At 43.2% G+C, this 23237-nt stretch carries 21 protein-coding genes and 2 tRNA genes; 16 read left to right on the forward strand and 7 right to left on the reverse strand.

Annotation, left to right across the window (positions count from 1 at the left end; all coding sequences use genetic code 11):
* Window positions 1-67 precede the first annotated feature (67 nt).
* The gene (locus QUF61_RS08670; RefSeq protein ID WP_289681344.1) at window positions 68-1954 is read left to right on the forward strand and encodes a glycosyltransferase; all 1887 of its coding nucleotides are present in this window, start codon (window positions 68-70) and stop codon (window positions 1952-1954) included.
* Window positions 1947-2936: a glycosyltransferase family 2 protein gene (locus tag QUF61_RS08675; RefSeq protein ID WP_103920829.1), complete on the forward strand. Its 990-nt coding sequence runs from the start codon at window positions 1947-1949 to the stop codon at window positions 2934-2936. The genes QUF61_RS08670 and QUF61_RS08675 overlap by 8 nt, the downstream gene beginning before the upstream one ends.
* Window positions 2937-2996: 60 nt before the next feature.
* Here the strand turns inward: QUF61_RS08675 and QUF61_RS08680 are convergent, their stop codons facing one another.
* From QUF61_RS08680 to dusA, 7 genes are all read right to left on the reverse strand, one after another.
* Window positions 2997-3317, reverse strand: coding sequence for a YbaB/EbfC family nucleoid-associated protein (locus QUF61_RS08680; RefSeq protein ID WP_103920830.1), 321 nt, complete (start codon window positions 3315-3317; stop codon window positions 2997-2999).
* A 19-nt stretch (window positions 3318-3336) separates the two neighbouring features.
* Window positions 3337-5232, reverse strand: coding sequence for a SurA N-terminal domain-containing protein (locus tag QUF61_RS08685; protein ID WP_289681345.1), 1896 nt, complete (start codon window positions 5230-5232; stop codon window positions 3337-3339).
* 120 nt (window positions 5233-5352) lie between these two features.
* A tRNA-Asp gene (locus QUF61_RS08690) sits at window positions 5353-5429 on the reverse strand.
* Between the two features lie 14 nt (window positions 5430-5443).
* Window positions 5444-5519, reverse strand: a tRNA-Val gene (locus QUF61_RS08695).
* 85 nt (window positions 5520-5604) lie between these two features.
* Window positions 5605-5877, reverse strand: a complete 273-nt coding sequence (locus QUF61_RS08700) for an HU family DNA-binding protein (protein WP_103920832.1) — start codon at window positions 5875-5877, stop codon at window positions 5605-5607.
* A 210-nt stretch (window positions 5878-6087) separates the two neighbouring features.
* A complete protein-coding gene (gene lon, locus QUF61_RS08705; protein ID WP_289681346.1) occupies window positions 6088-8574 on the reverse strand; it encodes an endopeptidase La in 2487 nt (828 codons plus the stop codon).
* Between the two features lie 323 nt (window positions 8575-8897).
* Window positions 8898-9878, reverse strand: a complete 981-nt coding sequence (gene dusA / locus QUF61_RS08710) for a tRNA dihydrouridine(20/20a) synthase DusA (protein ID WP_407080054.1) — start codon at window positions 9876-9878, stop codon at window positions 8898-8900.
* A 32-nt stretch (window positions 9879-9910) separates the two neighbouring features.
* Here dusA and QUF61_RS08715 point away from each other — a divergent pair, with 32 nt between their 5' ends.
* The 14 genes from QUF61_RS08715 (at window position 9911) to QUF61_RS08780 (ending at window position 23128) form a co-directional block, all read left to right on the forward strand.
* A complete protein-coding gene (locus QUF61_RS08715; RefSeq protein ID WP_286019421.1) occupies window positions 9911-10849 on the forward strand; it encodes a sulfurtransferase in 939 nt (312 codons plus the stop codon).
* Window positions 10850-10939: 90 nt separating this feature from the next.
* Window positions 10940-11731 (forward strand): dienelactone hydrolase family protein, encoded by a 792-nt coding sequence (locus QUF61_RS08720; protein WP_289681348.1) that lies wholly within the window; start codon window positions 10940-10942, stop codon window positions 11729-11731.
* Window positions 11732-11734: 3 nt separating this feature from the next.
* Entirely contained in the window at window positions 11735-12856 is a 1122-nt protein-coding gene (locus QUF61_RS08725) for a glycosyltransferase (protein ID WP_289681349.1), read from the forward strand.
* Window positions 12853-13785, forward strand: coding sequence for an NAD-dependent epimerase/dehydratase family protein (locus QUF61_RS08730; RefSeq protein ID WP_289681350.1), 933 nt, complete (start codon window positions 12853-12855; stop codon window positions 13783-13785). Before QUF61_RS08725 ends, QUF61_RS08730 begins: the two co-directional genes overlap by 4 nt.
* A complete protein-coding gene (gene rfbF, locus QUF61_RS08735) occupies window positions 13785-14549 on the forward strand; it encodes a glucose-1-phosphate cytidylyltransferase (protein WP_103918299.1) in 765 nt (254 codons plus the stop codon). Before QUF61_RS08730 ends, rfbF begins: the two co-directional genes overlap by 1 nt.
* On the forward strand, window positions 14549-15625 hold the full coding sequence (gene rfbG / locus QUF61_RS08740) for a CDP-glucose 4,6-dehydratase (RefSeq protein ID WP_289681351.1): 1077 nt from the start codon (window positions 14549-14551) through the stop codon (window positions 15623-15625). Before rfbF ends, rfbG begins: the two co-directional genes overlap by 1 nt.
* Complete coding sequence (gene rfbC / locus QUF61_RS08745; protein WP_289681352.1) at window positions 15622-16173, forward strand: dTDP-4-dehydrorhamnose 3,5-epimerase; 552 nt, start codon at window positions 15622-15624, stop codon at window positions 16171-16173. The genes rfbG and rfbC overlap by 4 nt, the downstream gene beginning before the upstream one ends.
* Window positions 16170-17399 (forward strand): class I SAM-dependent methyltransferase, encoded by a 1230-nt coding sequence (locus QUF61_RS08750; protein WP_289681353.1) that lies wholly within the window; start codon window positions 16170-16172, stop codon window positions 17397-17399. Before rfbC ends, QUF61_RS08750 begins: the two co-directional genes overlap by 4 nt.
* A gap of 1 nt (window position 17400) precedes the next feature.
* Window positions 17401-18261 (forward strand): NAD-dependent epimerase/dehydratase family protein, encoded by an 861-nt coding sequence (locus QUF61_RS08755; protein ID WP_289681354.1) that lies wholly within the window; start codon window positions 17401-17403, stop codon window positions 18259-18261.
* Window positions 18248-19057, forward strand: a complete 810-nt coding sequence (locus QUF61_RS08760; protein ID WP_289681355.1) for a cephalosporin hydroxylase family protein — start codon at window positions 18248-18250, stop codon at window positions 19055-19057. The genes QUF61_RS08755 and QUF61_RS08760 overlap by 14 nt, the downstream gene beginning before the upstream one ends.
* A 21-nt stretch (window positions 19058-19078) precedes the next feature.
* Window positions 19079-20563 carry an oligosaccharide flippase family protein gene (locus QUF61_RS08765; protein ID WP_289681356.1) on the forward strand — a complete coding sequence of 495 codons (1485 nt, stop codon included), beginning with the start codon at window positions 19079-19081 and terminating at the stop codon, window positions 20561-20563.
* Window positions 20560-21456 carry a glycosyltransferase family 2 protein gene (locus QUF61_RS08770; RefSeq protein ID WP_289681357.1) on the forward strand — a complete coding sequence of 299 codons (897 nt, stop codon included), beginning with the start codon at window positions 20560-20562 and terminating at the stop codon, window positions 21454-21456. Before QUF61_RS08765 ends, QUF61_RS08770 begins: the two co-directional genes overlap by 4 nt.
* Before the next feature lie 91 nt (window positions 21457-21547).
* Entirely contained in the window at window positions 21548-22705 is a 1158-nt protein-coding gene (locus QUF61_RS08775; protein ID WP_289681358.1) for a UbiA family prenyltransferase, read from the forward strand.
* 87 nt (window positions 22706-22792) lie between these two features.
* Window positions 22793-23128 carry a hypothetical protein gene (locus tag QUF61_RS08780; protein ID WP_289681359.1) on the forward strand — a complete coding sequence of 112 codons (336 nt, stop codon included), beginning with the start codon at window positions 22793-22795 and terminating at the stop codon, window positions 23126-23128.
* The last annotated feature ends 109 nt before the right edge of the window (window positions 23129-23237 follow it).

Raw genomic sequence — 23237 nt, forward strand, 5'->3', positions numbered from 1 at the left:
AAACGGATAAAAATCCTGTGCGCTACGGGGGGTATTTCTTGCGAGTTACCTTAACAGGAATCATGTTATGTTTTCTATTATCATGCCCTTATACAATAAAGCCGCCGAGGTTCGGGACAGCGTGTGCAGCGTGCTGGAACAAACAGAGCCTGATTTTGAATTACTGGTGATTGATGACGGCTCTACCGATAACAGCATTGAACAACTGGTGACGATTCAAGACCCGCGCCTGCGCCTGATTCAACAGCCAAACGCAGGTGTATCTGCTGCTAGAAATCGGGGTATTCAAGCTGCTGCTTATGCTTATGTCGCATTTATTGATGCTGATGATAGATGGGAAAAAGATTTTTTAGCGCGTATCAAAAACCTGATTCAAGCCTACCCGCAGGCAGGTGCCTGGGCAACGGCTTATGTTTTTCAACAGGGCGCGCAACTCACCCCGGCACGGATTTATGGACTGGGTGATAAACCCACCCTTATTCATGATTATTTTGCTGTAGCCGGGCGTGGAGACTTACCCTTAATGGCCTCTGGCGTCTGTATTCCACGCCAGATATTAAAGCAATCTGGAGGCTTTCCGGAACAGCAGCAGCAAGGCGAGGATCAAGCCCTGTGGGCGTGGATAGGTCTGCGTTATCCCATTGCTATTGATCCCACGCCTTGCGTGCATTACCAATTAAGTGCCAGCAACCGCGTCAGCCTTAAGCAGATTCCGCAACAGGAACTGCCTTACAGCCGGGATTTACAACAACAATTAAATGCCGGAGTGGTTCCCAGAGCACTTAGAAACTCGGTAGCGCGTTATATTGCAGGGCATCTGGTGCATTTGGCGCAATTAAATGTACGCGCCGGACGACCAGGGATTGCACGCTCTTTGCTGGCAGATCGCCGTACTCGCAAAACGCCGTTAAGACGCCTGAAGTGGTGGTTGCGTTCCTATCTACCCGTATCCAGACCCGTCACCAAAGCCCGGGTGCTGCATTTACTGAATGACACTGATATGGGCGGGATTAAATCAGTGGTGGACAGTCTGGTGCAATCAAGCCTGGCTGAAGATTTTAAATTTGAATTTGTTTGTATCAATCCCCAATCCTGGTGGCGGCAGCATTATCAAGCCCAACTGATTATGCTGCACTATGCTTGCAACTGGCGTAATTTACCCGGCCTGGTGGTCTTACGCCTGCGCAACCCCCGCGCCAGGATTATTATCCAGGAACATCATTATACCCAGGCATTTGAACGCACTGTGCCTTGTGTATGGCGTTTTCGTACCATGTTACGTGCACATTATTATCTGGTACATCGGGTGATTGCAATTTCTCAGGGACAAGCCAGGTGGCTGATACAGCAAGTTTTATTTAGTCCTAATAAACTACATACCATTCCCCAATCCCGGCATTTGCATGAGTTTTTGCAAGTCCCGCTAAAAAACCCGCAAGAACCGTTGATATTGGCAGCTTATGGGCGTTTTCACTGGCAAAAAGGCTTTGATTTGCTGCTGGAAGTCATGCCCCGCCTGCCGCCCTCGCAATTTCATTTATTATTAGCCGGGGCAGGAGAACAGGAAACCCAGCTAAAAGCCAAAGCCGACAAGCTGGAACAGGTCACTTATTGCGGGATTATCAGCGATGTACCAAAATTCCTGGCATGTTGTGACGTGGTGCTAATACCCTCCCGCTTTGAACCCTTCGGCCTGGTTTGCCTGGAAGCCAAAGCCGCCGCTAAACCGGTGCTGGTTAGTAATGTGGATGGCCTGCCCGAACAGGCGCAGGGTTGCGGTCTGGTAGTAAATGCTGATGATGCGGAAGCACTTTACCAAGCCCTGCTCAAGCTGCCACAACAGCCTTTAAGCAGTTGGGGGAGCGAAGGCCGGATACAGGCACAAACGGCCTGGGATAATTATGTCAAACGTTGGCGACACTATCTGCAACAGGAGATCAATACTCATGCCTAAAGTTTCTGTGGTCATGCCCATTTATAATGTCGAATCCTATGTGGCCTCGGCGATTCAATCCGTGTTACAACAAACGTTCACTGATTTTGAATTATTGTTGGTGATTGACGGCGCAACGGATAACAGTTTGGCGATTTGCAAACAGTTTGATGATCCGCGCATCCGTATTATAGAACAACAAAATCGGGGACTGGCGGGGGCGCGTAATACCGGAATTCGTCAGGCTCAAGGCGAATATATCGCCCTGCTGGATGCGGATGATCTCTGGCTGCCGGAAAAGCTGGCAAAGCAGGTGGCACATCTGGACAACAATCCCGAAGTCGGTATCAGTTATGCCATTTCAGCATTTATTGACGAACAGGATCGCAGTCTGGGGTTGTATATGTCTCCCAAATTACAGGATATTACGCCGCAGGAAGTCTTTTGCCGTAACCCTGTCGGCAATGGTTCGGTGCCAATGATACGCCAAGCCGTATTTGCTGCTATTGCGTTTCAATACCAGCCCGGTAATGATGAAATGGCTTATTTTGATGAAAGTTTTCGCCAATCGGAAGATATTGAATGCTGGATGCGCATGGCCTTATTAACAAAATGGCAATTTGCCGGTATTAATCAGGTTTTAATTCGTTATCGCGTGAATGCAGGCGGTCTGTCCGCCAACCTGGACAAACAATATCAGCAATGGCAGCGCATGGTAGATAAAATGCGTGATTACGCCCCAACATTTTTACAAGACTGGGAAGCCCCCGCACGCGCTTATCAATTGCGTTATCTGGCGCGGCGCGCAGTGCGGATGCGCAATGCCAAAACCGCCACACGCCTAATGTCGCAGAGTCTGGCCTGTTACAAAGCATTGCTGTGGCAGGAACCGGGGCGCACCCTGAGCACACTGGCTGCCGCCTGGCTGCTGCGCCTGCTCCCCCTGAAGTTTTATCAAACACTGGAACAATGGGGGGTAAATTTGTCCAGGAAACTGAAATAAAGTATCACCCCTGCAAGCATCAGCTTGCAGGGTATAAGCGCCAGTAATAATGGCGCTATCTTAAAAAGGCATCTTAAACCCGTCAGGCAGGTTTAAGCCACCAGTCAGACCCGACATTTTATCTTTGCTGTTTTGTTCAACCTTACGCACCGCGTCATTCATTGCTGCGGCGATCAAGTCTTCCAGCATTTCTTTGTCAGTTAACGTGGTTGGATCGAGTTCTACATGACGCACATCGTGGCGTCCGGTCATGGTGACCTTAACCATGCCGCCGCCTGACTCACCGATCACTTCAAGATTTTGTAATTCTTCCTGGGCTTGTTGCAGGTTTGACTGAATTTCTTGAGCCTGCTTCATTAAACCGGATAAACCACCTTTCATATGTTTTTCTCCAATGCGTTTATTTCAGGTTTTGCTGATAGATTTTAATATCTGCGTTTTGGCGTAAACCCGATAATAACATCTGATATTCAGTGCTACCCAAGCCACGTTGCTGTTGTTCTAAATCCTGTTTTAATTTTGGCGTTGTTTCCTCATCAGCCTCTGATTTCAGCTCCAACAAGGCGATAACGGCATATTCTGTATCCGATAAGGCAATTCCCTGATATAAAGCATTTGGTGCTGCTGGCGTACCCATCTTGAATGCTGCCTTAAGTACCGCAGAAGGCAGGGCTAAATCATCAGCATTGACCCATTGTGGGGCTGACCAGTTAAGTTGATGTTGTGCCAACAGGGCTTGTTGCGCGCCACTGGATAAAGCGGTTAATACTTCCTTGCCAACAGTCTCGGTCGCTTGCTTGATTTTTTCTTGTTTGAGCTGCTTTGTGATTTGCGCTTTCACTTGCTCCAAAGCTTGTATCTGAGAAATTTCATGATCTTTGATACGCAATACCAGTTGATCACCATTTTCCAGGACTAATACCTCACTGTTGCGACCTTCTTGTAAGACCTGCCCACTAAAAGCAGCCTTGCGGATGCTTTCCGTACTTAAAATACCTTCACCCTGTTCATTTTTAGCAAACAGCTCTGTGCTATGTTGCGCAATGCCTTGCAACTCGGCAATAGATGCTAAAGAATCGGGTTGTTCAAAAGCCAGATTAGCCATATCTTCACTGACGCCGTAAAACAAGCTATCCGCTTCTTCTTTTTTATGGGATTTAAGCAGTTCTTCTTTGACTTCGGCAAAAGGTTTGGTCGTTTCCGGTTTGGCATCAAGCAGCTTAATAATGTGATAGCCAAACTGACTTTTAACCGGACTGCTGATTTCACCTGATTTTAAGGTTTTTACCGTATCTTCAAATGATTTAACCATTTGGCCCGGTTCAAACCACCCCAGGTCGCCGCCTTTTTTTGCAGAACCGGTATCGGCTGAAAATTCTTCCGCCAGTGCCGCGAAGTCTTCTTCCTTGTTCAAACGCTCAATAAGGGATTCCGCTTTTTTCAAAGCTGCTGCCTCATCACCATCTTCAATGTTAATCAGAATATGACGGGCCTGCCACTCGGGTTTGGTGGTATAAGTATCTATCTGACTTTCATAACGAACTTGCAAATCGTCGTCTTTAACTTCTTTAATGGTTTCTGCCAGTTTTTCCCGACTTAGCAAAACATAATCAATACTGACCTTTTCTGGTGTCGCATAATCTGCTGAATTTGCATCATAATAGGCTTTAATTTCTTCATCACTGACGGCTGTTGCTGTGGCAACAGACTCGGGGACACGCAGATAACTGACCAGACGTTGTTGGTTCTTCAGTGTCTGTAATGTTTGCTGTTCCGTTTCAGTTAAGGCGGTTGCGCTTAAAATACCTTCGCGTAACTGGTTTAACATCATTTGCTGACGCATACGGCTTTCATATTCAGGCGTACTCATTTGTTGCGAGCGCACTTTGGCATGATACATATCCGTTGAAAAACGCCCATTATCCTGAAATTGTGGATTAGTTTGAATCTGTGCCTGTAATAAGGCATTGCCAATGCGAAATCCCTGTGCTTCCACCGTTTGCGTTAACACAGCCTCATTAATCATTTGCTCCAGTGTTTCCTGGCGCAGATTAGGTAATAAGCTGGTAATATCAAACTTGCCTTGCATCATGGATTGAAAACGGTATACCTGCTGCTGCACTGCATTTTCATAAGTATTTTTGTCGAGTTCGACACCATTAACTTCGGCAACGGTAACACTGCCACCGCCACCTAGATAGCTTTGTATACCCCACAGTGCAAAAGGAATCGAAATGAAAATCACAATAACCCAAGCCAGCCAGCCTTGAGACTTGTCACGAATATTTTGTAGCATACCCAATCCTTACAATTATTCTTTATTTAAAACCGGTTTTTAAATCGGATACAGTATACCGTATCCAGAAGTTTGCGCAAAAAAAAGGGAATGCATAAAAACTATGCATTCCCTATATACTGGCGGAGCGGACGGGACTCGAACCCGCGACCCCCGGCGTGACAGGCCGGTATTCTAACCAACTGAACTACCGCTCCAGAAATCTAATTATTGGTGGGTGTTGAGGGACTTGAACCCCCGACATTCGCCTTGTAAGGGCGACGCTCTACCAACTGAGCTAAACACCCCCCGTGGTAAAGAGTCGCCATTATACTGGCTGTTTTATAAAATGCAACTAATTTTTTTCAGCGTTTTCACGCTGAAAAAAATTAATTAGTTTACAGCGTCTTTTAATGCCTTACCTGGCTTGAATGCCGGTACTTTGGTTGCTTTAATTTCAATTGGTTTACCGGTACGTGGATTACGTCCGGTACGCGCTGCGCGATCACGCACAGAAAACGTACCAAAGCCAATCAGTGTCACCGGATCATCTTTCACCAATGCGTTAGTCACTGCTTCCAGTACGGCATCTACTGCTTTTCCGGCATCAACCTTGGAAATTTCTGCAGATGCTGCAACCGCCTGTACTAATTCTGATTTATTCATCTTACCCCCAGTTAAATTAATATGCTTTTAGGAATGGAAATGAAATAAAACAGAAACTGAACAAGTCGCGTTTCTGGCCTTATAACATTTCCGTTCCTTATCAAAACAGCTGAAAAAATCAACTAAAAGTCTGCCAAAGCCACGTATGGCAACCCTTTGAGCACTTATTTCCCAGCGCTTTGCGTATCATTACAGATTCAAGACAATATCTCAATGGGTTTGTACGTTTTGAGTACTTTTTCTGTCAGTTTTTTTATCTGAGTCTGTCAGTGTTTCCGGGGGTTCTGCGATAATATCCTTGGGAACCGGCATCTTTTGCAAGGCATGTTCCAATACCTGCTCAATCCATTTTACTGGTTTAATGGTCAGGTTTTTCTTAATGTTATCAGGTATTTCCGATAAGTCCTTAGTATTTTCATCAGGGATTAAAACGGTGCGTATGCCGCCTCTTAAGGCCGCCAGCAGTTTTTCTTTCAGGCCGCCAATAGGCAATACCTCGCCACGTAAAGTAATTTCACCGGTCATTGCCACATCTGCGCGTACAGGGATATTCGTCAACACCGAAGTCAGTGCCGTACACATGCTGACACCCGCGCTAGGGCCATCTTTGGGTGTTGCACCTTCCGGCACATGAATATGTATATCCTGTTTCTGATAAAAATCGGGATCAATGCCCAGCGCTTCTGCGCGCGCGCGCACTACGGTCATTGCCGCCTGAATCGATTCCTGCATCACATCACCGAGTTGACCGGTGTAAGTCAGTTTACCTTTACCTGACATATTGCTGGCTTCAATAGTGAGTAAATCACCGCCAACCTGTGTCCAGGCCAGCCCTGTCACCTGCCCGACTCTGTCTTTCTCTTCTGCAATACCATAATGAAAACGCTTAACGCCTAAAAACTTCTCAATATTACGTGAAGAAATCAGTAGTTTTTTATGTTTTTCCGCTTTATCGGCTTTAGTTGCTTTGGCTTTTTTAGCCGCCGCGTCTTTAAATAAAATCTCTTTGACCACTTTGCGGCAGATTTTGGAGATTTCCCGCTCCAGGCTACGAACCCCTGCTTCACGCGTGTAATAGCGAACGATATCACGTACTGCGCTTTCGCCTATGGTTAACTCGGCAGTCTTTAAACCATTGGCTTTTAATTGTTTGGGAATCAGATAACGGCTGGCAATATTCAGCTTTTCATCTTCGGTATAACCTGATAGACGAATAATTTCCATACGATCCATTAATGGTTCAGGAATATTCAAGCTGTTGGCAGTGGCGATAAACATAATGTCAGATAAATCATAATCCACTTCCAGATAATGATCATTAAAGGTATGGTTTTGCTCAGGATCTAATACTTCCAGCAAGGCGGAAGAAGGATCACCGCGAAAATCCATCGCCATCTTGTCCACTTCATCTAATAAAAACAGCGGGTTTTTAGTGCCCACCTTAGTCAGATTGTGAACAATTTTTCCTGGCATGGAGCCGATATAGGTACGCCGGTGTCCACGAATTTCCGCTTCATCACGCACCCCACCCAAAGACATACGTACAAATTTACGGTTGGTGGCACGGGCAATAGACTTGCCTAATGAGGTTTTACCCACCCCAGGCGGGCCAACCAGACATAAAACCGGGCCTTTTAATTTGCGCACCCGTTGCTGTACCGCAAGGTATTCCAAAATGCGCTCTTTAACTTTTTCCAGACCATAATGATCCGCTTCCAGCACCGCTTCGGCTTTACTCAAATCACGACTGATTTTACTGCGTTTTTTCCAGGGTATGCTAACCATGGTATCAATGTAATTACGCACCACGGTCGCTTCTGCCGACATGGGTGACATCATTTTAAGTTTATTCAATTCAGCAATGGACTTGTCCTTGGCTTCTTTGGACATGCCCGCTTCAGCAATTTTTTTGGTCAGTTCTTCAATTTCATTGGGGGCATCTTCCATTTCGCCCAACTCTTTCTGAATCGCTTTAATCTGCTCATTCAGATAATACTCGCGCTGGCTTTTTTCCATCTGGCCTTTGACCCGCTTGCGAATATTTTTTTCAACCTGTAACAGATCGATTTCAGCTTCGATCAAATTTACCAGATGTTCCAGGCGCTGCTGCACATCAAAGGTTTCCAGAATTTTCTGTTTTTCTTCAATTTTGATGACCATATGCGCGGCAATGGTATCTGCCAGACGCCCGGGATCATTGATACTGTTGAGGGAAGTCAGGATTTCCGGCGGCACTTTTTTGTTTAATTTAATATATTGATCAAACTGGGAAACAATTGAGCGAGATAAAACATTGACTTCCTTACTGCTGGGTACTTCATTTTCCCAGGGCACAATTTCCGCATTAAAATAGTCTTCTTCAATGCTCAGTTGCGTGATTTGTGCGCGTACACCGCCTTCAACTAACACCTTGATCGTGCCATCTGGTAATTTCAACAATTGTAAAATTGAAGAAATCGTCCCCACCTGATGCACATCTTCCATCCCGGGATCGTCATTGGCTGCGCTTTTCTGAGCCACCAGCAAAATACGCTTATCCCCGCTCATGGCTTTTTCCAGCGCATGGATAGAACGCTCGCGCCCCACGAATAACGGAATGACCATATGTGGATAAACCACTACATCACGCAGTGGCAGAACCGGTAAAATATCGGGGTACAGGGGGGTTTCGTCAGTAATTAAGTCATCAGATGACATGGAACAATCCTCTGTTTGGAAAATGTGCCAGCTTATGTATAAGCTGCATTTGAGATGAATTCAGCTTATACTCAATCATTAAAATTGGTAATGAGTCTGAGTATAAATATTTTCTATTGATAGGTTTTTAGATTGAGGCTTAGGCCTGAAAATCAAGAAAAACCCTGTATTTGGTAGAAATTCCCGTGGATGATAAAGGAAATGGATAGTAAACGGTAGTTTAACCAGAGGCTGATGTGACCTTTTTTAAAAAGCCAACAGTGCCTAAGAGGCTGACCAAATCCAGCTTTTCCGCAGTAGGTCTTGTGTTCTCGGACAGCCTCCTAAAGTACTTTGACCTGTGCAAGCGCCTGCCTGAGCACTTCAGCGTCTGCCCCCGCTAGATGCGCGTGTTCGCTGATATAACGCCGAAAGCGGCGGGCGCCGGGAACGCCATGAAATAAACCCAGGATATGACGGCTGATATGCTTTAGGTACACGTCCTCAGCCTGCATTTTTTCAACATAAGGAATTAAAGCCTCAATAATCTCATGTCGGCTGGGAATGGGATGGTCGTCACCATAAAATAGCTTATCCGCGTTTGCCAGCATATAAGGGTTTTGATAAGCCTCGCGCCCAATCATCACGCCATCGAGTGCTGGCAGGTGGGCTTGTGCTGCTTCCAGGCTGAGGATGCCGCCATTGAGTACAAACTGTAAATCCGGGAAATCCTGTTTCAGTTGATGCACCACCTCATAACGCAAAGGCGGGACTTCGCGGTTTTGCTTAGGGCTTAAACCTTTTAACCAGGCTTTGCGGGCATGGATAATAAAAATTTTACAACCCGCGCCAGCAACGCTTTGGATAAAATGATAAAGCTGTGCATAACTGTCCTGGTGGTCAATGCCTATCCGGGTTTTGACCGTCACCGGTACTTTAACCGCATCACTCATCGCTGCAACGCCTTCCGCGACCAGTTCCGGCTCAGCCATTAAACATGCACCAAAGCGCCCGGATAAAACCCGATCACTGGGGCAGCCGACATTGAGATTGATTTCATCATATCCCCAGTCTTCCCCCATAATGGCGCATTGACGTAAAGCATCGGGTTCACTGCCGCCTAATTGCAAGGCAACAGGATGTTCTTCGGCATTAAATTGTAAAAAACGTTTCTGTTCGCCATATAATAACGCACCAGTTGTGATCATTTCGGTGTATAACAGTATATGCTTGGAAATCAAGCGCAGGAAATAACGTTCATGGCGATCTGTCCAGTCCAACATGGGGGCTATCGACAGGGTTCGTGGTAAATTGGTCAATATCATCACTCTTAACAAAAATCATAAAGGGGGCGCGGGTGCGTGTTTATTTTACAGGCTTAAATTATTTTTTTCGCAGTATGATCTTTATTGTATTGGGATTTTACGTGCAAAACAGCTATGCTGCGCGTGATTTTCTAGTGGACTCAGAATGGCTGGGTGAACATATTGAAGATGAAAAACTCATTATTCTGGAAGCACGCTACCATCCACACCGCTATTTTACGATAGGACATATCGAAGGTGCGGTGCAGGTGCAGCGTTTTAAGGATTTGGGCGATAACCAGGCCAATCCGGTTATGCGTTTCCCCAGTCGGGAAGCTTTTCAAAATACCTTGCGCTCATGGGGCGTTAATGATGATTCAACGCTGCTTATTTATGATGACTCCAGCACTGCCTTAGCCGCCCGTATTTATTTCCTGCTGGAGTTATATGGTTTTAATACGGCACAAGTCAAAATTCTTAATGGCGGCACCAGAGAGTGGACAGCCTTTGAAGAATTAAGCAAACAAGCCCCCTCAATTCAGCCCGGTCAAGTCACGCTAAAATCTGCCAATAAAGATTTATTTATCGACTGGCAGGATGTTTATGATGATGTGGTTTCGCGACGTGATGACCAGGTTGTGTTATTAGATTCCAGGCCAAAGGATATGTACACAGGTAAAGTTATCCGGCATTCGGTATTAGGTGGACATATCCCCGGCGCTATCAATATTGTCAGCCTGGAAGGTACTGATGCGCAAAACTGGATTGCTGAAAAAGACTTAGCGGCGCTGTATCAAACCATTCCCAAAAATAAAACCATTTATGCTTATTGTCATGATGGTTTTCGTATGAGTCTGGCCTATATGCAGTTAAAAAGTTTGGGGTATCAAGATGTGCGCTTATATAATGGTGGCTGGTCACATTGGGGAAATCGTTTGACTTTGCCAACGGTTGAAGGTGACAAACCCTATAATGGGGATTATGATTTATAAGCCGAAAAGAAATATTCAGGCTAACCCTGGCTCCAAACTAAAAAAAACTGGGGAGTGTAACTTCAGTTATTGAAACCAAAGGAAAAAACCATGAAAAGATGGATTCAAGGCGGTATTTTGGCACTATTGTGCAGCACAGCCCCAGTGATGGCAGAAATTAAAGGCGAAGCCGTAGCATATCAAAGCGATGGCGTTACCCTGAAGGGCTATCTTGCTTATGATGACAGTATCACAGGAAAACGTCCCGGTGTATTGGTTGTGCATGAATGGTGGGGGCATAATGAATATGCCCGTAAACGTGCGCGGATGCTGGCTGAACTAGGCTATACCGCATTGGCTATAGACATGTACGGCGATGGCAAAACAGCGGATCACCCTGACAATGCCAAAGCGTTTATGATGGAAGTGCTGAATAATATTGAAGCCGGGCGCGCCCGTTTTATGGCTGCAAAAACAGTGCTGGAGACGCACAGCAGCGTAAATAAAGATAAACTGGCAGCGGTTGGTTACTGCTTTGGCGGTGGCACGGCGTTGGCAATGATGCGTATGGGCGTGGAACTTGATGGCGTAGCCAGTTTTCATGGTTCCCTGGGAACGGATATATCCGTAGAAAAAGGCACCATAGCCACCCGCGTCGCAGTCTTTACTGGCGGCAAAGACCCGATGATTCCTGCCAAGCAAGTCAAAGCTTTTGAAGCTGAGATGAAAGCAGCGGAAGTGGATTATCAACTGGTGGTGTATCCTGAAGCCAAACACAGCTTTACCAACCCTGACGCAGACAAGTTTGGCAAGAAATTTAAAATGCCACTGGCTTATGATGAAAACGCGGATAAAGATTCCTGGCAGAAATTACAGGTTTTTTTGAAGGATATTTTTAACTAACTGATGGCCTTGAATCTTTTACTCTCCAGCACCTCCTATCCCAAAAATCCTAAGGATTGGCGGGGCATCTTTATTGCCCACATGGTTCAGGCACTGGCGGCAAAACCAGATATTCACCTGAAAGTCTGGGCACCACCTGGAGAATTGCCTGCGGATGTTGAATATTTGTGTACAGTAAAAGAGCGTAAATGGCTGGATAACCTAATGCAGCGTGGCGGTATTGCGCACTTACTGCGTCAAGACCGCTGGCGGGCAGGTATTACCGCTTTGCAATTACTGTATTTCTTGTATCGTTTGTATCAACGTGAATCTCAACAGGTTGATATGTTGCATGTGAACTGGCTGCAAAATGCGCTACCACTGGGTAAAGGTTCAGAACCCTTGCTCATTACAGTGTTGGGTAGTGATTTACAATTACTGAAACTGCCTGGAATGGTTAGCTTGTTGCGACGCGTATTGCGTAATCGTCCCAGTTTAATCGCACCGAATGCACAATGGATGGTTGCACCACTGCAAGCACAGTTTGGTGATGTGGCAGAAATTCGTCCGATTGTATTTGGTATTGCTGATGTTTGGTATAAACTGCAACGTAACTGGCAAGCACCCAAGAAAAAATGGCTGGTGGTATTACGTGTAACACAGAAAAAAATTGGCCCTTTGTTTGACTGGGGTGAGGTTTTATTTAAACATACAGAACATGAATTACATTTGTTTGGCCCTATGCAGGAACAATTAGACATTCCTGACTGGGTGTTTTATCACGGCGCGACACATCCAGAGGCGCTGCAAACAACCTGGTTTCCACAGGCAGCAGGTTTGATTTCCTTGAGCCAGCATGATGAGGGCAGACCACAAGTGATGCTGGAGGCGATGGCTGCGGGTTTACCTATTATCGCATCTGCCATTCCTGCACACGAAAACCTGTTACAGGATCAACAAACTGGTTGCTTATGCCACCAACAGGCTGATTTTGAGCAAACTATTCACCAGTTAAGTGAAGCAGACTATAATGAAAAAATCGGGCAGCAGGCGCGCACCTGGGTTAAACAAAACGTAGGCACCTGGGATGATTGCGGACAGCGTTATTTGCAAGCTTACCAAGATTTACTGGAACGCAGGACATGAGTGAGCCTAATGGTATTTTAGTTCTGGGTGGCAGTGGTTTTGTCGGGCAATGTCTATTACCTCATCTGCCTCCACCTGTATATGTTATTTCGCGCCAAAAATTATCTAATCTTCCAGTCGGAGCGCAGGCGTTTCAGGTTGGCCTGGATGATGTACCCACACTGAAAAAAATTCTGCCGAAATGTCGTTGGCTGATACATCTGGCGAGTGATTCCACACCGGGCGTTTCCGCTGGGAAACCCTTGTTTGAAGCAGAACATAATTTAGTACCTAATTTATGTTTATTTGAATTACTGCAAGATTATCCGCACGTTAAATTATTATATCTTTCTTCTGGTGGCGCGGTATACGGTAATCCTGGTGATGCTGCCGTATCGGAATGCACGCCACTGCATCCACTTTCCTATTACGCGGCAGGAAAAATTGCCCTGGAGGCGTTTATTACTGCGTTGGTACAGCAAAGCCCCCGCCCAGCAGTGATCTTGCGACCTTCTAATTTTTATGGCCCAGGGCAGGCTTATCGTCCGGGTTTCGGCGTGATTCCCACTGTTTTGCAATACCAGCAACAAGGAAAGCCTCTGCATATCTGGGGTGATGGGGAAAATGTACGAGATTATCTGTTTATTGAAGATTTCATTCAATTGTGCCTGCTGTTGTTGCGACAAAATGAACTGGAAACGGGTGCTAAAATTTATAATGTTGGCGCGGGATATGGTTGCAGCCTGAATCAGCTTTGTGGTTTACTGGAACAAGTGACAGGACAGCGCGTGTTACGTGAATACCATCCTGCTCGCGCAGTTGATGTGCAGCATATTGTGTTGGATACTGCGCGTATTCAATCAGCTTGTGGCTGGCAGGCACAGACTGCTTTAACCCAGGGACTGGAGAAAACCTGGGCTTGGTGGCATAAAAACAGGCGGGAATCATAATGAAAGCAGTGATTTTAGCAGGTGGGTATGGCACCCGCATCAGTGAGGAAACCCATTTACGACCTAAGCCGATGGTGGCATTAGGTGGTAAACCTGTACTTTGGCATATCATGAAAACCTATTCCGCATATGGCATTAATGAATTTATTATTTGCTGTGGATATAAGGGCTATATGATTAAAGAATATTTTGCCAATTATTTTCTGCATATGGCTGATGTGACGTTTGATATGAAAAATAATCATATGGAAGTGCATCAAAACACAGTTGAACCCTGGATCATTACCTTGATCGATACCGGTGAAGATACCATGACAGGTGGCAGGTTAAAACGAATCCAGGATTATGTAGAGGATGATTTCTGTTTTACCTATGGTGATGGTTTAAGTAACGTTAATATCAAAGCCTTGATTGAGTTTCATAAACATCAGAATACCAAGGCAACCTTGACCGCTGTACAGCCACCTGCGCGTTTTGGATCATTAAGTATGGACAGGCAAAAAATCATTTCTTTTCAGGAAAAACCTCAAGCGAATGAAAGTTGGGTCAGTGGTGGTTTTTTTGTCCTAAAGCCGGAGATTTTTAACTATATTGAAGGTGATGATACAGTTTGGGAAAAAGAGCCATTAGAGCGATTGGCGGAAGAAGGGGAATTATCTTCATTTATCCACAATGATTTCTGGCAACCGATGGATACGCTAAGAGATAAAATTTATCTTGAAAAACTTTGGGACAGTGGCGAAGCCCCTTGGAAAGTCTGGTAATGGATAAGGCGTTTTGGAAGCATAAAAAAGTATTGGTTACCGGGCATACGGGATTTAAGGGTAGTTGGTTATGTCTATGGTTGCAGCATCTGGGCGCTTGCGTGACTGGCCTTGCACTTGAGCCAAGTGATACCCCGGCTTTATTTGAAGTTGCCGATGTTGCTCAGGGTATGGATTCCATCATCGGTGACATTCGCAATCCAGAAACCGTAAAAAAAGTTTTTCAACAATCTCGTCCTGACATTGTTTTCCATTTAGCTGCTCAACCTTTGGTTCGTTATGCTTATCAACATCCGGTGGAAACTTATGAAACTAATGTTATGGGTTCCTTACACGTATTAGAAGCTGTGCGGGCAACCGATTCCGTGCAGGCTGTGGTGATGATAACCACGGATAAGTGTTACGAAAATCGTGAATGGTATTGGCCTTACCGTGAAAATGAAGCATTGGGTGGCTATGACCCCTACAGCAGTAGCAAAGCCTGCGCAGAATTATTAATCGCCTCTTACCGCCAGTCTTTTTTTTCCACACAAACTGATTCAGAATACCCGGTCGCCATTGCTTCAGCACGCGCAGGTAATGTGATTGGTGGCGGTGATCGCGCGGTAGATCGTTTGATTCCTGATATTATCCATGCTTTACAACACAAACAAACTTTATTGATTCGCAATCCAGACGCAGTGCGCCCCTGGCAGCACGTATTAGAAGCGCTTGCAGGTTATCTGCAACTGGCGGAAAAGCTTTACCAGGAAGGTGCAAACTATGCTGAAGCCTGGAATTTTGGCCCTTATGAACAGGATGCCAAGTCAGTTGCATGGATAGTAAAGCGCATGACAGAGACCTGGGGTGATAAACTGGACTGGCAAGTTGAATCTGACGAACAACCCCATGAAGCCTGCTCTCTGAAACTAGATTGTTCTAAAGCGCACGAAAAATTACAATGGCAACCTAAATGGAATCTACAGCAGGCATTGGAAAAAATTACGCAATGGCATCGTGCTGAATTGAATGGAGACGATTTACGTCAATGCTGTTTGCAACAAATTAAAACCTACATGAATACGCCAAACCAATGAAGATTATTGCAACACCATTAGATGATGTATTTGTGGTGGAGAGTGAACGCTTTTCTGATCAACGGGGCAGTTTTGCACGTTTTTTCTGTACTCAAGAACTTGCTTCAGTCTTAGGTCTACGGCATATTAAACAAATCAATCACTCAATTACTTTGCAACAAGGTACGATCCGGGGTATGCACTTTCAGTATCCACCTCATGCAGAAATGAAAATGGTGCGTTGTATTAAAGGGGAAGTATTTGATGTTGCAGTTGATTTAAGAACTGACTCCAAAAATTTTTTACATTGGCATGGTGAAATACTCAACCCTGAAAATAATAAAATGATGCTAATCCCTGAAGGTTTTGCACATGGCTTTCAAACGTTATCAACCGATACCGAACTACTTTACCTGCATACAGCAGCTTACGCTCCGCAGTATGAAGGTGGTATCGCATTTGATGATCCAGCATTAAATATTAGCTGGCCTTTAGCACTTACAGATTGCTCTGAACGCGACAGACAGCATAAAAGAATTGATAATCAGTTTACAGGGATCGCCTTATGAAGTGTCGGCATTGCAAACAAGCACTTGAGCATGTTTTCCTGGATTTAGGTTTTGCACCACCCTCAAATGCTTATTTATCAAAAGATACGGTGTTGCAGCCAGAAATTTATTATCCATTAAAACTTTATGTGTGTGATCAGTGTTATCTGGTACAAACCCAGGATTATGTACAGGCTGATACACTTTTTAGTAGTGATTATGCCTATTACTCTTCGACCTCCACAGCTTGGCTGCAACATGCCGCTGATTATGCAAAAATGATTACGGCGCGCTTAAAACTGGATGTAAATAGCCATGTGATTGAAATTGCTTCAAATGATGGGTATTTATTAAAAAACTTTGTAACTGCGGGCATTCCTTGCCTGGGCATAGAACCTACGACTGGCACAGCAGCAGCCGCAGAAAAACTGGGTATACCTGTCTTAAAAGCATTTTTTGGTTTGTCTTTGGGAGAAAAACTGGCAGCGGAAAATAAACAAGCTGATTTGATTATCGGTAATAATGTTTATGCCCATGTCCCGGACATTAATGATTTCACAGCGGGCTTGAAAGCTTTACTGAAGCCCGGTGGTACAATCACCCTGGAATTTCCTCACCTTATGCGCCTGATTGAACAAAATCAGTTTGATACGGTTTATCATGAGCATTTTTCCTATTTATCATTAACAACGGTCAGCAGTATTTTTAAGGCAGTAGGCTTGCGTATCTATGATGTAGAAGAACTGCCAACGCATGGTGGTAGTTTACGTATTTATGCCAGTCATATTGATGCCGTGCATACTGAAACAAAAGCAGTTGCAGACTTATTGGCAAACGAAGTACAACATGGTTTGCAACAAATAGAGACTTATCTGAACTTTCAAAATAGCGCAGATAAAGTTAAAAATAATTTATTATTATTTTTACTTGAGCAAAAACAGCAAGGAAAAACTATTGTTGCTTATGGTGCTGCCGCCAAAGGTAATACCTTGTTAAACTATGCAGGTATTAAGCCTGACTTATTGCCTGTTGTGCTGGATGCGGCACTTTCTAAACAGGGAAAATTTTTGCCTGGTAGTCATATTCCAATACAATCTCCAGAGGTACTTAAGCAACACCAACCTGATTGGGTATTGATCTTGCCCTGGAATATAAAACAAGAAGTTATGACGCAGCTTGCATTTATCCATGAGTGGGGTGGGCAATTTGTTATTGCTGTACCAGAAATTAATTGGTATCAAACTTAATATGAAAATAGCAATTATTGGTGCTTCAGGATTTATTGGAAGACATCTAATTTCACACTTATTAAAAGATTATTTAAAACCGGAAATCAATCTGGAAATTGTTCTTGCAGCTAGAAATACAGATAAACTTTCAGCTTATAATAAATATTGCCAAGTTGTTGAGTTTGATATTGAAAAAATGGATGATTGTTATAATAGATTAGGTAAACCGGATATTTTATTAGATTTAGCATGGCGTAATTTATCAAATTATCGCTCCCTATCTCATATTGAAGTGGAATTACCTGCTCATTATCAATTTATCAAGTGTATGGTTAAAGCGGGAGTTAGTTCGGTATGTATTGCCGGAACCTGTTTTGAATATGGAATGTGTAGTGGTGCGTTGTCAGAAGATACGCCTACCCTGCCTGATAACCCTTACGGTTATGCCAAAGATGCGCTACGGCAGCAATTGCAATATCTTAAAACAGAACATGATTTTAAGTTCACATGGATGCGTCTGTTTTATCTCTATGGAGAAGGTCAACCTGATAACACACTTTATTCTCAACTACGTGCTGCAATTGTACAAAAACAGCCTGTCTTTAATATGTCAGGAGGCGAACAATTGAGGGATTATCTCCATGTTGATGCTGTCGTTGAAAAAGTTGCCCTGCTGACACTTAAAAATCAAGATATAGGTGTGGTGAATGTTTGTAGTGGTAAGCCTATTTCCATACGTCGATTAGTTGAGGACTGGTTGGAAAAAAATAATGGGGCCATTACACTGAACTTAGGTTATTACCCTTACCCAGATTATGAACCTATGGCATTTTGGGGGTCTACTGAAAAAATGGAGAAAGTTGAAAATGACAGAAATTGAAAAATTCAATAATGAAGTTCAAGCTAATATTGCCCGTTTAAATCATTCAATGGAAATGAAAAAAATGGGTATTGATTTTGTTAAAAGCAGTGCTCCCTATAAGTATTCCTATAATTTTTCATGGCTTGGACGGCCAATTATCCAATATCCACAGGATATGACTGCCATGCAGGAAATCATCTGGTCATTGCAACCAGATTTGATTATAGAAACAGGTATTGCGCATGGTGGCTCACTGATTATGAATGCCTCTTTTCTTGCCATGCTTGATTATTGTGATGCAGCCAAGCTCAATCAAGTGATTGATCCGAATAAACCGAAAAGAAAAGTGCTCGGTATTGATATTGATATTCGTGCACATAATCGTACAGCAATTGAAGCGCACCCCATGTCAAACCATATTGAGATGTTTCAAGGCTCTTCAATTGATGCTGATATGATTAAAAAAGTGCATGAATACGCAAAAGATTTTAACTGTATTCTGGTAGCATTAGATTCAAACCATACCCATGCACATGTCTTGGCAGAGTTGGAAGCCTATGCGCCACTGGTGACAAAAGGCAGCTATTGTGTCGTATTTGATACCATTATTGAAGATATGGCAGAAAATAGCTTTCCAGATCGCCCTTGGGACAAAGGGAATAATGCAAAAACGGCTGTATGGAAATACTTGGAAAACCTGTCAAAAAAACAGAAAGATAATAAAGATACATTACAATTTGAAATCGATGCGGCAATAGAAAGTAAGTTATTGATTACCGTAGCCCCTGATGGCTACCTAAAACGCATCAATTAACGCGCTACTGAAAGTAATCACTTGGTTAAAAAAAATATTATTGCCAATTTTCTTGGCAGCGCATGGATGGGGCTGATGGCTTTGGCCTTTATCCCTTCCTATATTTCCTTGATGGGTTCAGAAGCTTTTGCTTTAATTGGTTTATTTATCGCCTTGGCAAATCTGCTTTCAGCACTGGATTTTGGTATCAGTCCGACACTGAATCGAGAATTAGCAGCTTGTTCAGTAAATCACGCTGTTGAAAAAATGCGCAATACACTGCGCACTTTTGAAGTCGTATATTTTATCATTATTCTGCTGGTTATTGCGGGACTGGTTGGCGCGTCCTCTTATGTTGCCGAATCATGGTTACAAAATAATCAACTGAGCACCAAAACTGTAGCGCAATCCCTGCAACTTATGGCGGTGGTTATTGCCTTACATTTATTAACAAATTTTTATTCAGCTGGACTTGCCGGACTGCAATATCAAATCCAGGTAAACACTGTAAATGCAGTCATGGCAACATTGCGTTACGCCGCTATTGTACCCCTGATGCACACTGTTTCTGCTTCACCGGTTTTCTTTTTTATCTGGCAATTACTGATTGGATTACTTCATTTATTGACCATAATGCTGATAATCTGGCGAAAAATACCCGCATCTACACATCGTCCTGTGTTTCAAAAAGACATTATCCATGCGGTATGGAAATTTAGCGCAGGCGTCAGTATTATTTCTATTATGGGATTAGTGCTGGTTCAGTTGGACAGAATATTTTTAAGCCACTGGCTATCATTGGAGACTTTTGGTTATTACAGTGTCGCCTCAATTATTGCCATGAGTATTGCGCCACGTATAGCCAGTCCCTTCTTTGCCGCGCTTTATCCCCGTCTTACTCAGTATTTTAAACAAGGAGAAGAAGATAAGTCCATTGCTTTGTATCATAATGGATGCTTTATGCTCGCACTTATCCTGATTCCTTTGTCACTTTTTATTGCCTTATATGCGCAGGAATTATTATGGTTATGGACATCTGACCATAAAACCGTGAATAATGCAGCATCGACTTTGACACTACTTGCGCTGGGCTGCTTGTTTCATGGCATGATGTATATTCCCTATGCCCTGCAACTGGCTCATGCTCGAATCAAAATTGCCTTATATTTGAATATAATTTCATTATGCATAGCGGTTCCCCTGATGCTGATTTTATACACTAATCATGGTGCCAACGGGGTTGCTTTTACATGGTTTATTCTGAATGCTTTTTCAACATTAATCGGTGTTTTTATGATTCATCGCCACCTATTGAAAGGTGAGTATAAAAAATGGTTATTATATGATAATGGGCCTGTGTTTATCATAGCATTACTACCGGCTGTAGCTGCCAGACTGTTATTTTATGATATTTCTCTGATAGGTTTATTACTAATTTTATGTATGATGTTTTTTCTACCTGTTGTACTGATTTCGACAAGCAGAAGCAGACTGGTAAAGATTTTCCAAGGTCATTTTTCATTATGAATAAAAAACTAAAGCCTTCTGTAGTCCCACTGGTTAGTATTGGTATACCTACTTGCAATCGAGCTGATTTGATAGAACAGACTTTACAGTCCGCTATTAGACAGGATTACCCAAATCTTGAAATCATTATTTCTGATAATGCCTCAACCGATCAAACAGAAGAAATCTGTAGCCGGTTGCAGAAAGAATACAACAATATTATTTATATCAAGCACCCTTCTAATATGGGTGCAACAGATAACTTCAATTTTGTGCTAAAACAGGCAAAAGGGCAATATTTTATGTGGCTGGGTGATGATGATTGGATTGATGAAAATTATATCAGTGAATGTACTTCTATACTTGAAGTAGAAGCTAGTGTTGCAATCGTAGCGGGTATTCCAAAATATTATTATGGTGACACTTATTTGTATACCGGATTTGTGATGAATCTTGAAAATAATTCAAATACCAGACGGGTACGGGATTATTTTGCTTCAGTACAACATAACGGTATTTTTTATGGCGTAATGCGCACTCAAGTTATACAAAAAAAAGAATTAAAAAACCTCATGGGTGGTGATTTGTTAACAATTGCTTCTATGGTATTTACAGGTAAGGCACGGACTTTGGAAAGCTGCAATCTTCATCGTCGCCGGGGTGGTAGTTCATCAGATGGTAAAAGCCTTGCTAAAAGCATGGCGCTGCCTTGGCTGGATCAATATTTTCCACGTATTTCTCTTGCCCACAACGTTTTACAACACATTGTACATGATGCCAGCTTTGCCTCTTTATCCTTCTGGCAACGTTATAAATTAGGTTTGAAATGTATATTTCTGGCATTTTACAGAAAAATACAAACTATTTTATTCAAACAAAAGTTTGCAGAAAGAGCCGGAATACCTAACAGATAAATCTTATATAAAGCGATAAATAGTATCACTTTATAATCACTCAACAGAAAAATAAAGTACAAATGATAAGGTTTTTATTCTCAAATATATTATGGAATCATTAGCGAATACGTCAGAACTCTCAAGCACACCATTATGCGTAGATTTAGATGGCACCTTGTTAAATACCGATTTATTATTTGAATCTTTGGTGCAATTACTGAAAAAAAATATTTTGTATATTTTTATGTTACCTGTGTGGTTATCCCGAGGTCGCGCCACGCTTAAGCATGAAATTGCACAACGCGTTGAGATAGAAGTAAAAATGCTGCCTTATCATGAACCGTTTCTGGCTTTTTTAAAGCAGGCACATGCGCAGCAGCGCCCCCTTTACTTGGTCACAGCATCTAATATATTGATAGCTCGTAAGATTGCGGAGCATTTGAATATGTTCTCTGATGTCATAGCCAGTGATAAACATACCAACCTGAAAGGTAAGTCCAAGGGGTTGGCTCTAAAACAACGCTTTGGAGAAAAACAGTTTACTTATGCGGGTAATGATACATCCGATCTGGCTGTATGGCAGTATGCGCGTACTGCAATTGTGGTTAATGCAGGAAAAAAACTGCAAGCTAAAGTACAACGCATGATTAAACTGGAGCAGGTTTACCCAAGTAACATTCATTTAATTAAAATATTGCCCAAGGTGCTGAGAATCCATCAATGGGTTAAGAATTTTTTAATTTTTATTCCTTTACTGGCAGCTCATCGTCTGACAGATATTGAACTATTAACAAGCATCTGTCTGGCCTTTTTAGCATTTTGCCTGGTGGCTTCCGCTGGCTATGTTATCAATGATATCGTGGATCTGGAAGTAGATCGCCAGCATCATACCAAAAACCAGCGGCCTTTTGCTTCAGGTGAAGTCCCAATTCTGTATGGTTTTCTGCTTATTCCTATTTTATTGGGCTTAAGTGCTATATTAGTTTCTTTCTTACCACTGATGTTTGGGGTTATTTTAATCCTGTATTTTAGCTTGACGCTGAGTTATTCCCTGTGGCTTAAATGCATTGTGTTGGTGGATGTATTTTGCCTGGCTTTGTTATATACCTTGCGGGTGATTGCTGGGGTGGTCGCTTTGCAGGGTTTTAATTTGTCTTATTGGCTGCTTGCTTTTTCTATGTTTTTATTTTTATGCCTTGCTTTTGTCAAACGTTATTCTGAGCTATTACATGCGCATAAATTAAATAAAAAACAAGCTGAAGGGTAACCGTTCAGACCCCCAAAGCAAATATTGTATATCAGAACAATTTATGTAACAGTATAAAGCATAATCATTCAGGTTCTCACATAGCATATGACTCTCAGTGACAACGATTTACAGCAGATAAACGAAGACTGGCTTCGCGAACGGACGAAGAAAGAGCTGTTGTATCTGTCGCACACCTTACTGGTCGACCTGAAAGAAGCGCGAGAACGTATCAACCAAAATTCAGCTAACAGTTCTGTACCATCGGGCAGTGAGTCGCCGTGGTTTCACCCGGCAAATGATACAGATAGCGAGGAAGACGACGATACGCCGATTCCACCACCGCCTGACGAAACAGAAAATGACAAAACACAGGCGTCACCAGAACAGGATTCACAGGACAACTCGGATTCGCACAACAGCAAAAGAGATGTTGCCAAATAACCTAAATTAAAAAAACTCCCGCCCCATGCCCGTTTACCCTATGAATTACCCTCTACATTCCAGATTGAAGTTCCATAATCCAGCCGCTAGAAAAATAAATTTATCATCT

The sequence above is a fragment of the Candidatus Venteria ishoeyi genome (assembly GCF_030378065.1).
GTDB classification, from domain to species: Bacteria; Pseudomonadota; Gammaproteobacteria; order Beggiatoales; family Beggiatoaceae; genus Venteria; species Venteria ishoeyi.

Bases quoted from the DNA above. Each gene is read 5' to 3' on its own strand.
- lon (WP_289681346.1), bottom strand. From the start codon at position 8,574: ATGTCATCTGATGACTTAATTACTGACGAAACCCCCCTGTACCCCGAT.
- QUF61_RS08675 (WP_103920829.1), top strand. From the start codon at position 1,947: ATGCCTAAAGTTTCTGTGGTCATGCCCATTTATAATGTCGAATCCTAT.
- rfbF (WP_103918299.1), top strand. From the start codon at position 13,785: ATGAAAGCAGTGATTTTAGCAGGTGGGTATGGCACCCGCATCAGTGAG.
- QUF61_RS08750 (WP_289681353.1), top strand. From the start codon at position 16,170: ATGAAGTGTCGGCATTGCAAACAAGCACTTGAGCATGTTTTCCTGGAT.
- QUF61_RS08760 (WP_289681355.1), top strand. From the start codon at position 18,248: ATGACAGAAATTGAAAAATTCAATAATGAAGTTCAAGCTAATATTGCC.
- dusA (WP_407080054.1), bottom strand. From the start codon at position 9,878: ATGATATTGACCAATTTACCACGAACCCTGTCGATAGCCCCCATGTTG.
- QUF61_RS08755 (WP_289681354.1), top strand. From the start codon at position 17,401: ATGAAAATAGCAATTATTGGTGCTTCAGGATTTATTGGAAGACATCTA.
- QUF61_RS08670 (WP_289681344.1), top strand. From the start codon at position 68: ATGTTTTCTATTATCATGCCCTTATACAATAAAGCCGCCGAGGTTCGG.
- QUF61_RS08680 (WP_103920830.1), bottom strand. From the start codon at position 3,317: ATGAAAGGTGGTTTATCCGGTTTAATGAAGCAGGCTCAAGAAATTCAG.
- rfbG (WP_289681351.1), top strand. From the start codon at position 14,549: ATGGATAAGGCGTTTTGGAAGCATAAAAAAGTATTGGTTACCGGGCAT.
- QUF61_RS08780 (WP_289681359.1), top strand. From the start codon at position 22,793: ATGACTCTCAGTGACAACGATTTACAGCAGATAAACGAAGACTGGCTT.
- QUF61_RS08730 (WP_289681350.1), top strand. From the start codon at position 12,853: ATGAGTGAGCCTAATGGTATTTTAGTTCTGGGTGGCAGTGGTTTTGTC.
- QUF61_RS08720 (WP_289681348.1), top strand. From the start codon at position 10,940: ATGAAAAGATGGATTCAAGGCGGTATTTTGGCACTATTGTGCAGCACA.
- QUF61_RS08775 (WP_289681358.1), top strand. From the start codon at position 21,548: ATGGAATCATTAGCGAATACGTCAGAACTCTCAAGCACACCATTATGC.
- QUF61_RS08685 (WP_289681345.1), bottom strand. From the start codon at position 5,232: ATGCTACAAAATATTCGTGACAAGTCTCAAGGCTGGCTGGCTTGGGTT.
- rfbC (WP_289681352.1), top strand. From the start codon at position 15,622: ATGAAGATTATTGCAACACCATTAGATGATGTATTTGTGGTGGAGAGT.
- QUF61_RS08725 (WP_289681349.1), top strand. From the start codon at position 11,735: ATGGCCTTGAATCTTTTACTCTCCAGCACCTCCTATCCCAAAAATCCT.
- QUF61_RS08700 (WP_103920832.1), bottom strand. From the start codon at position 5,877: ATGAATAAATCAGAATTAGTACAGGCGGTTGCAGCATCTGCAGAAATT.
- QUF61_RS08770 (WP_289681357.1), top strand. From the start codon at position 20,560: ATGAATAAAAAACTAAAGCCTTCTGTAGTCCCACTGGTTAGTATTGGT.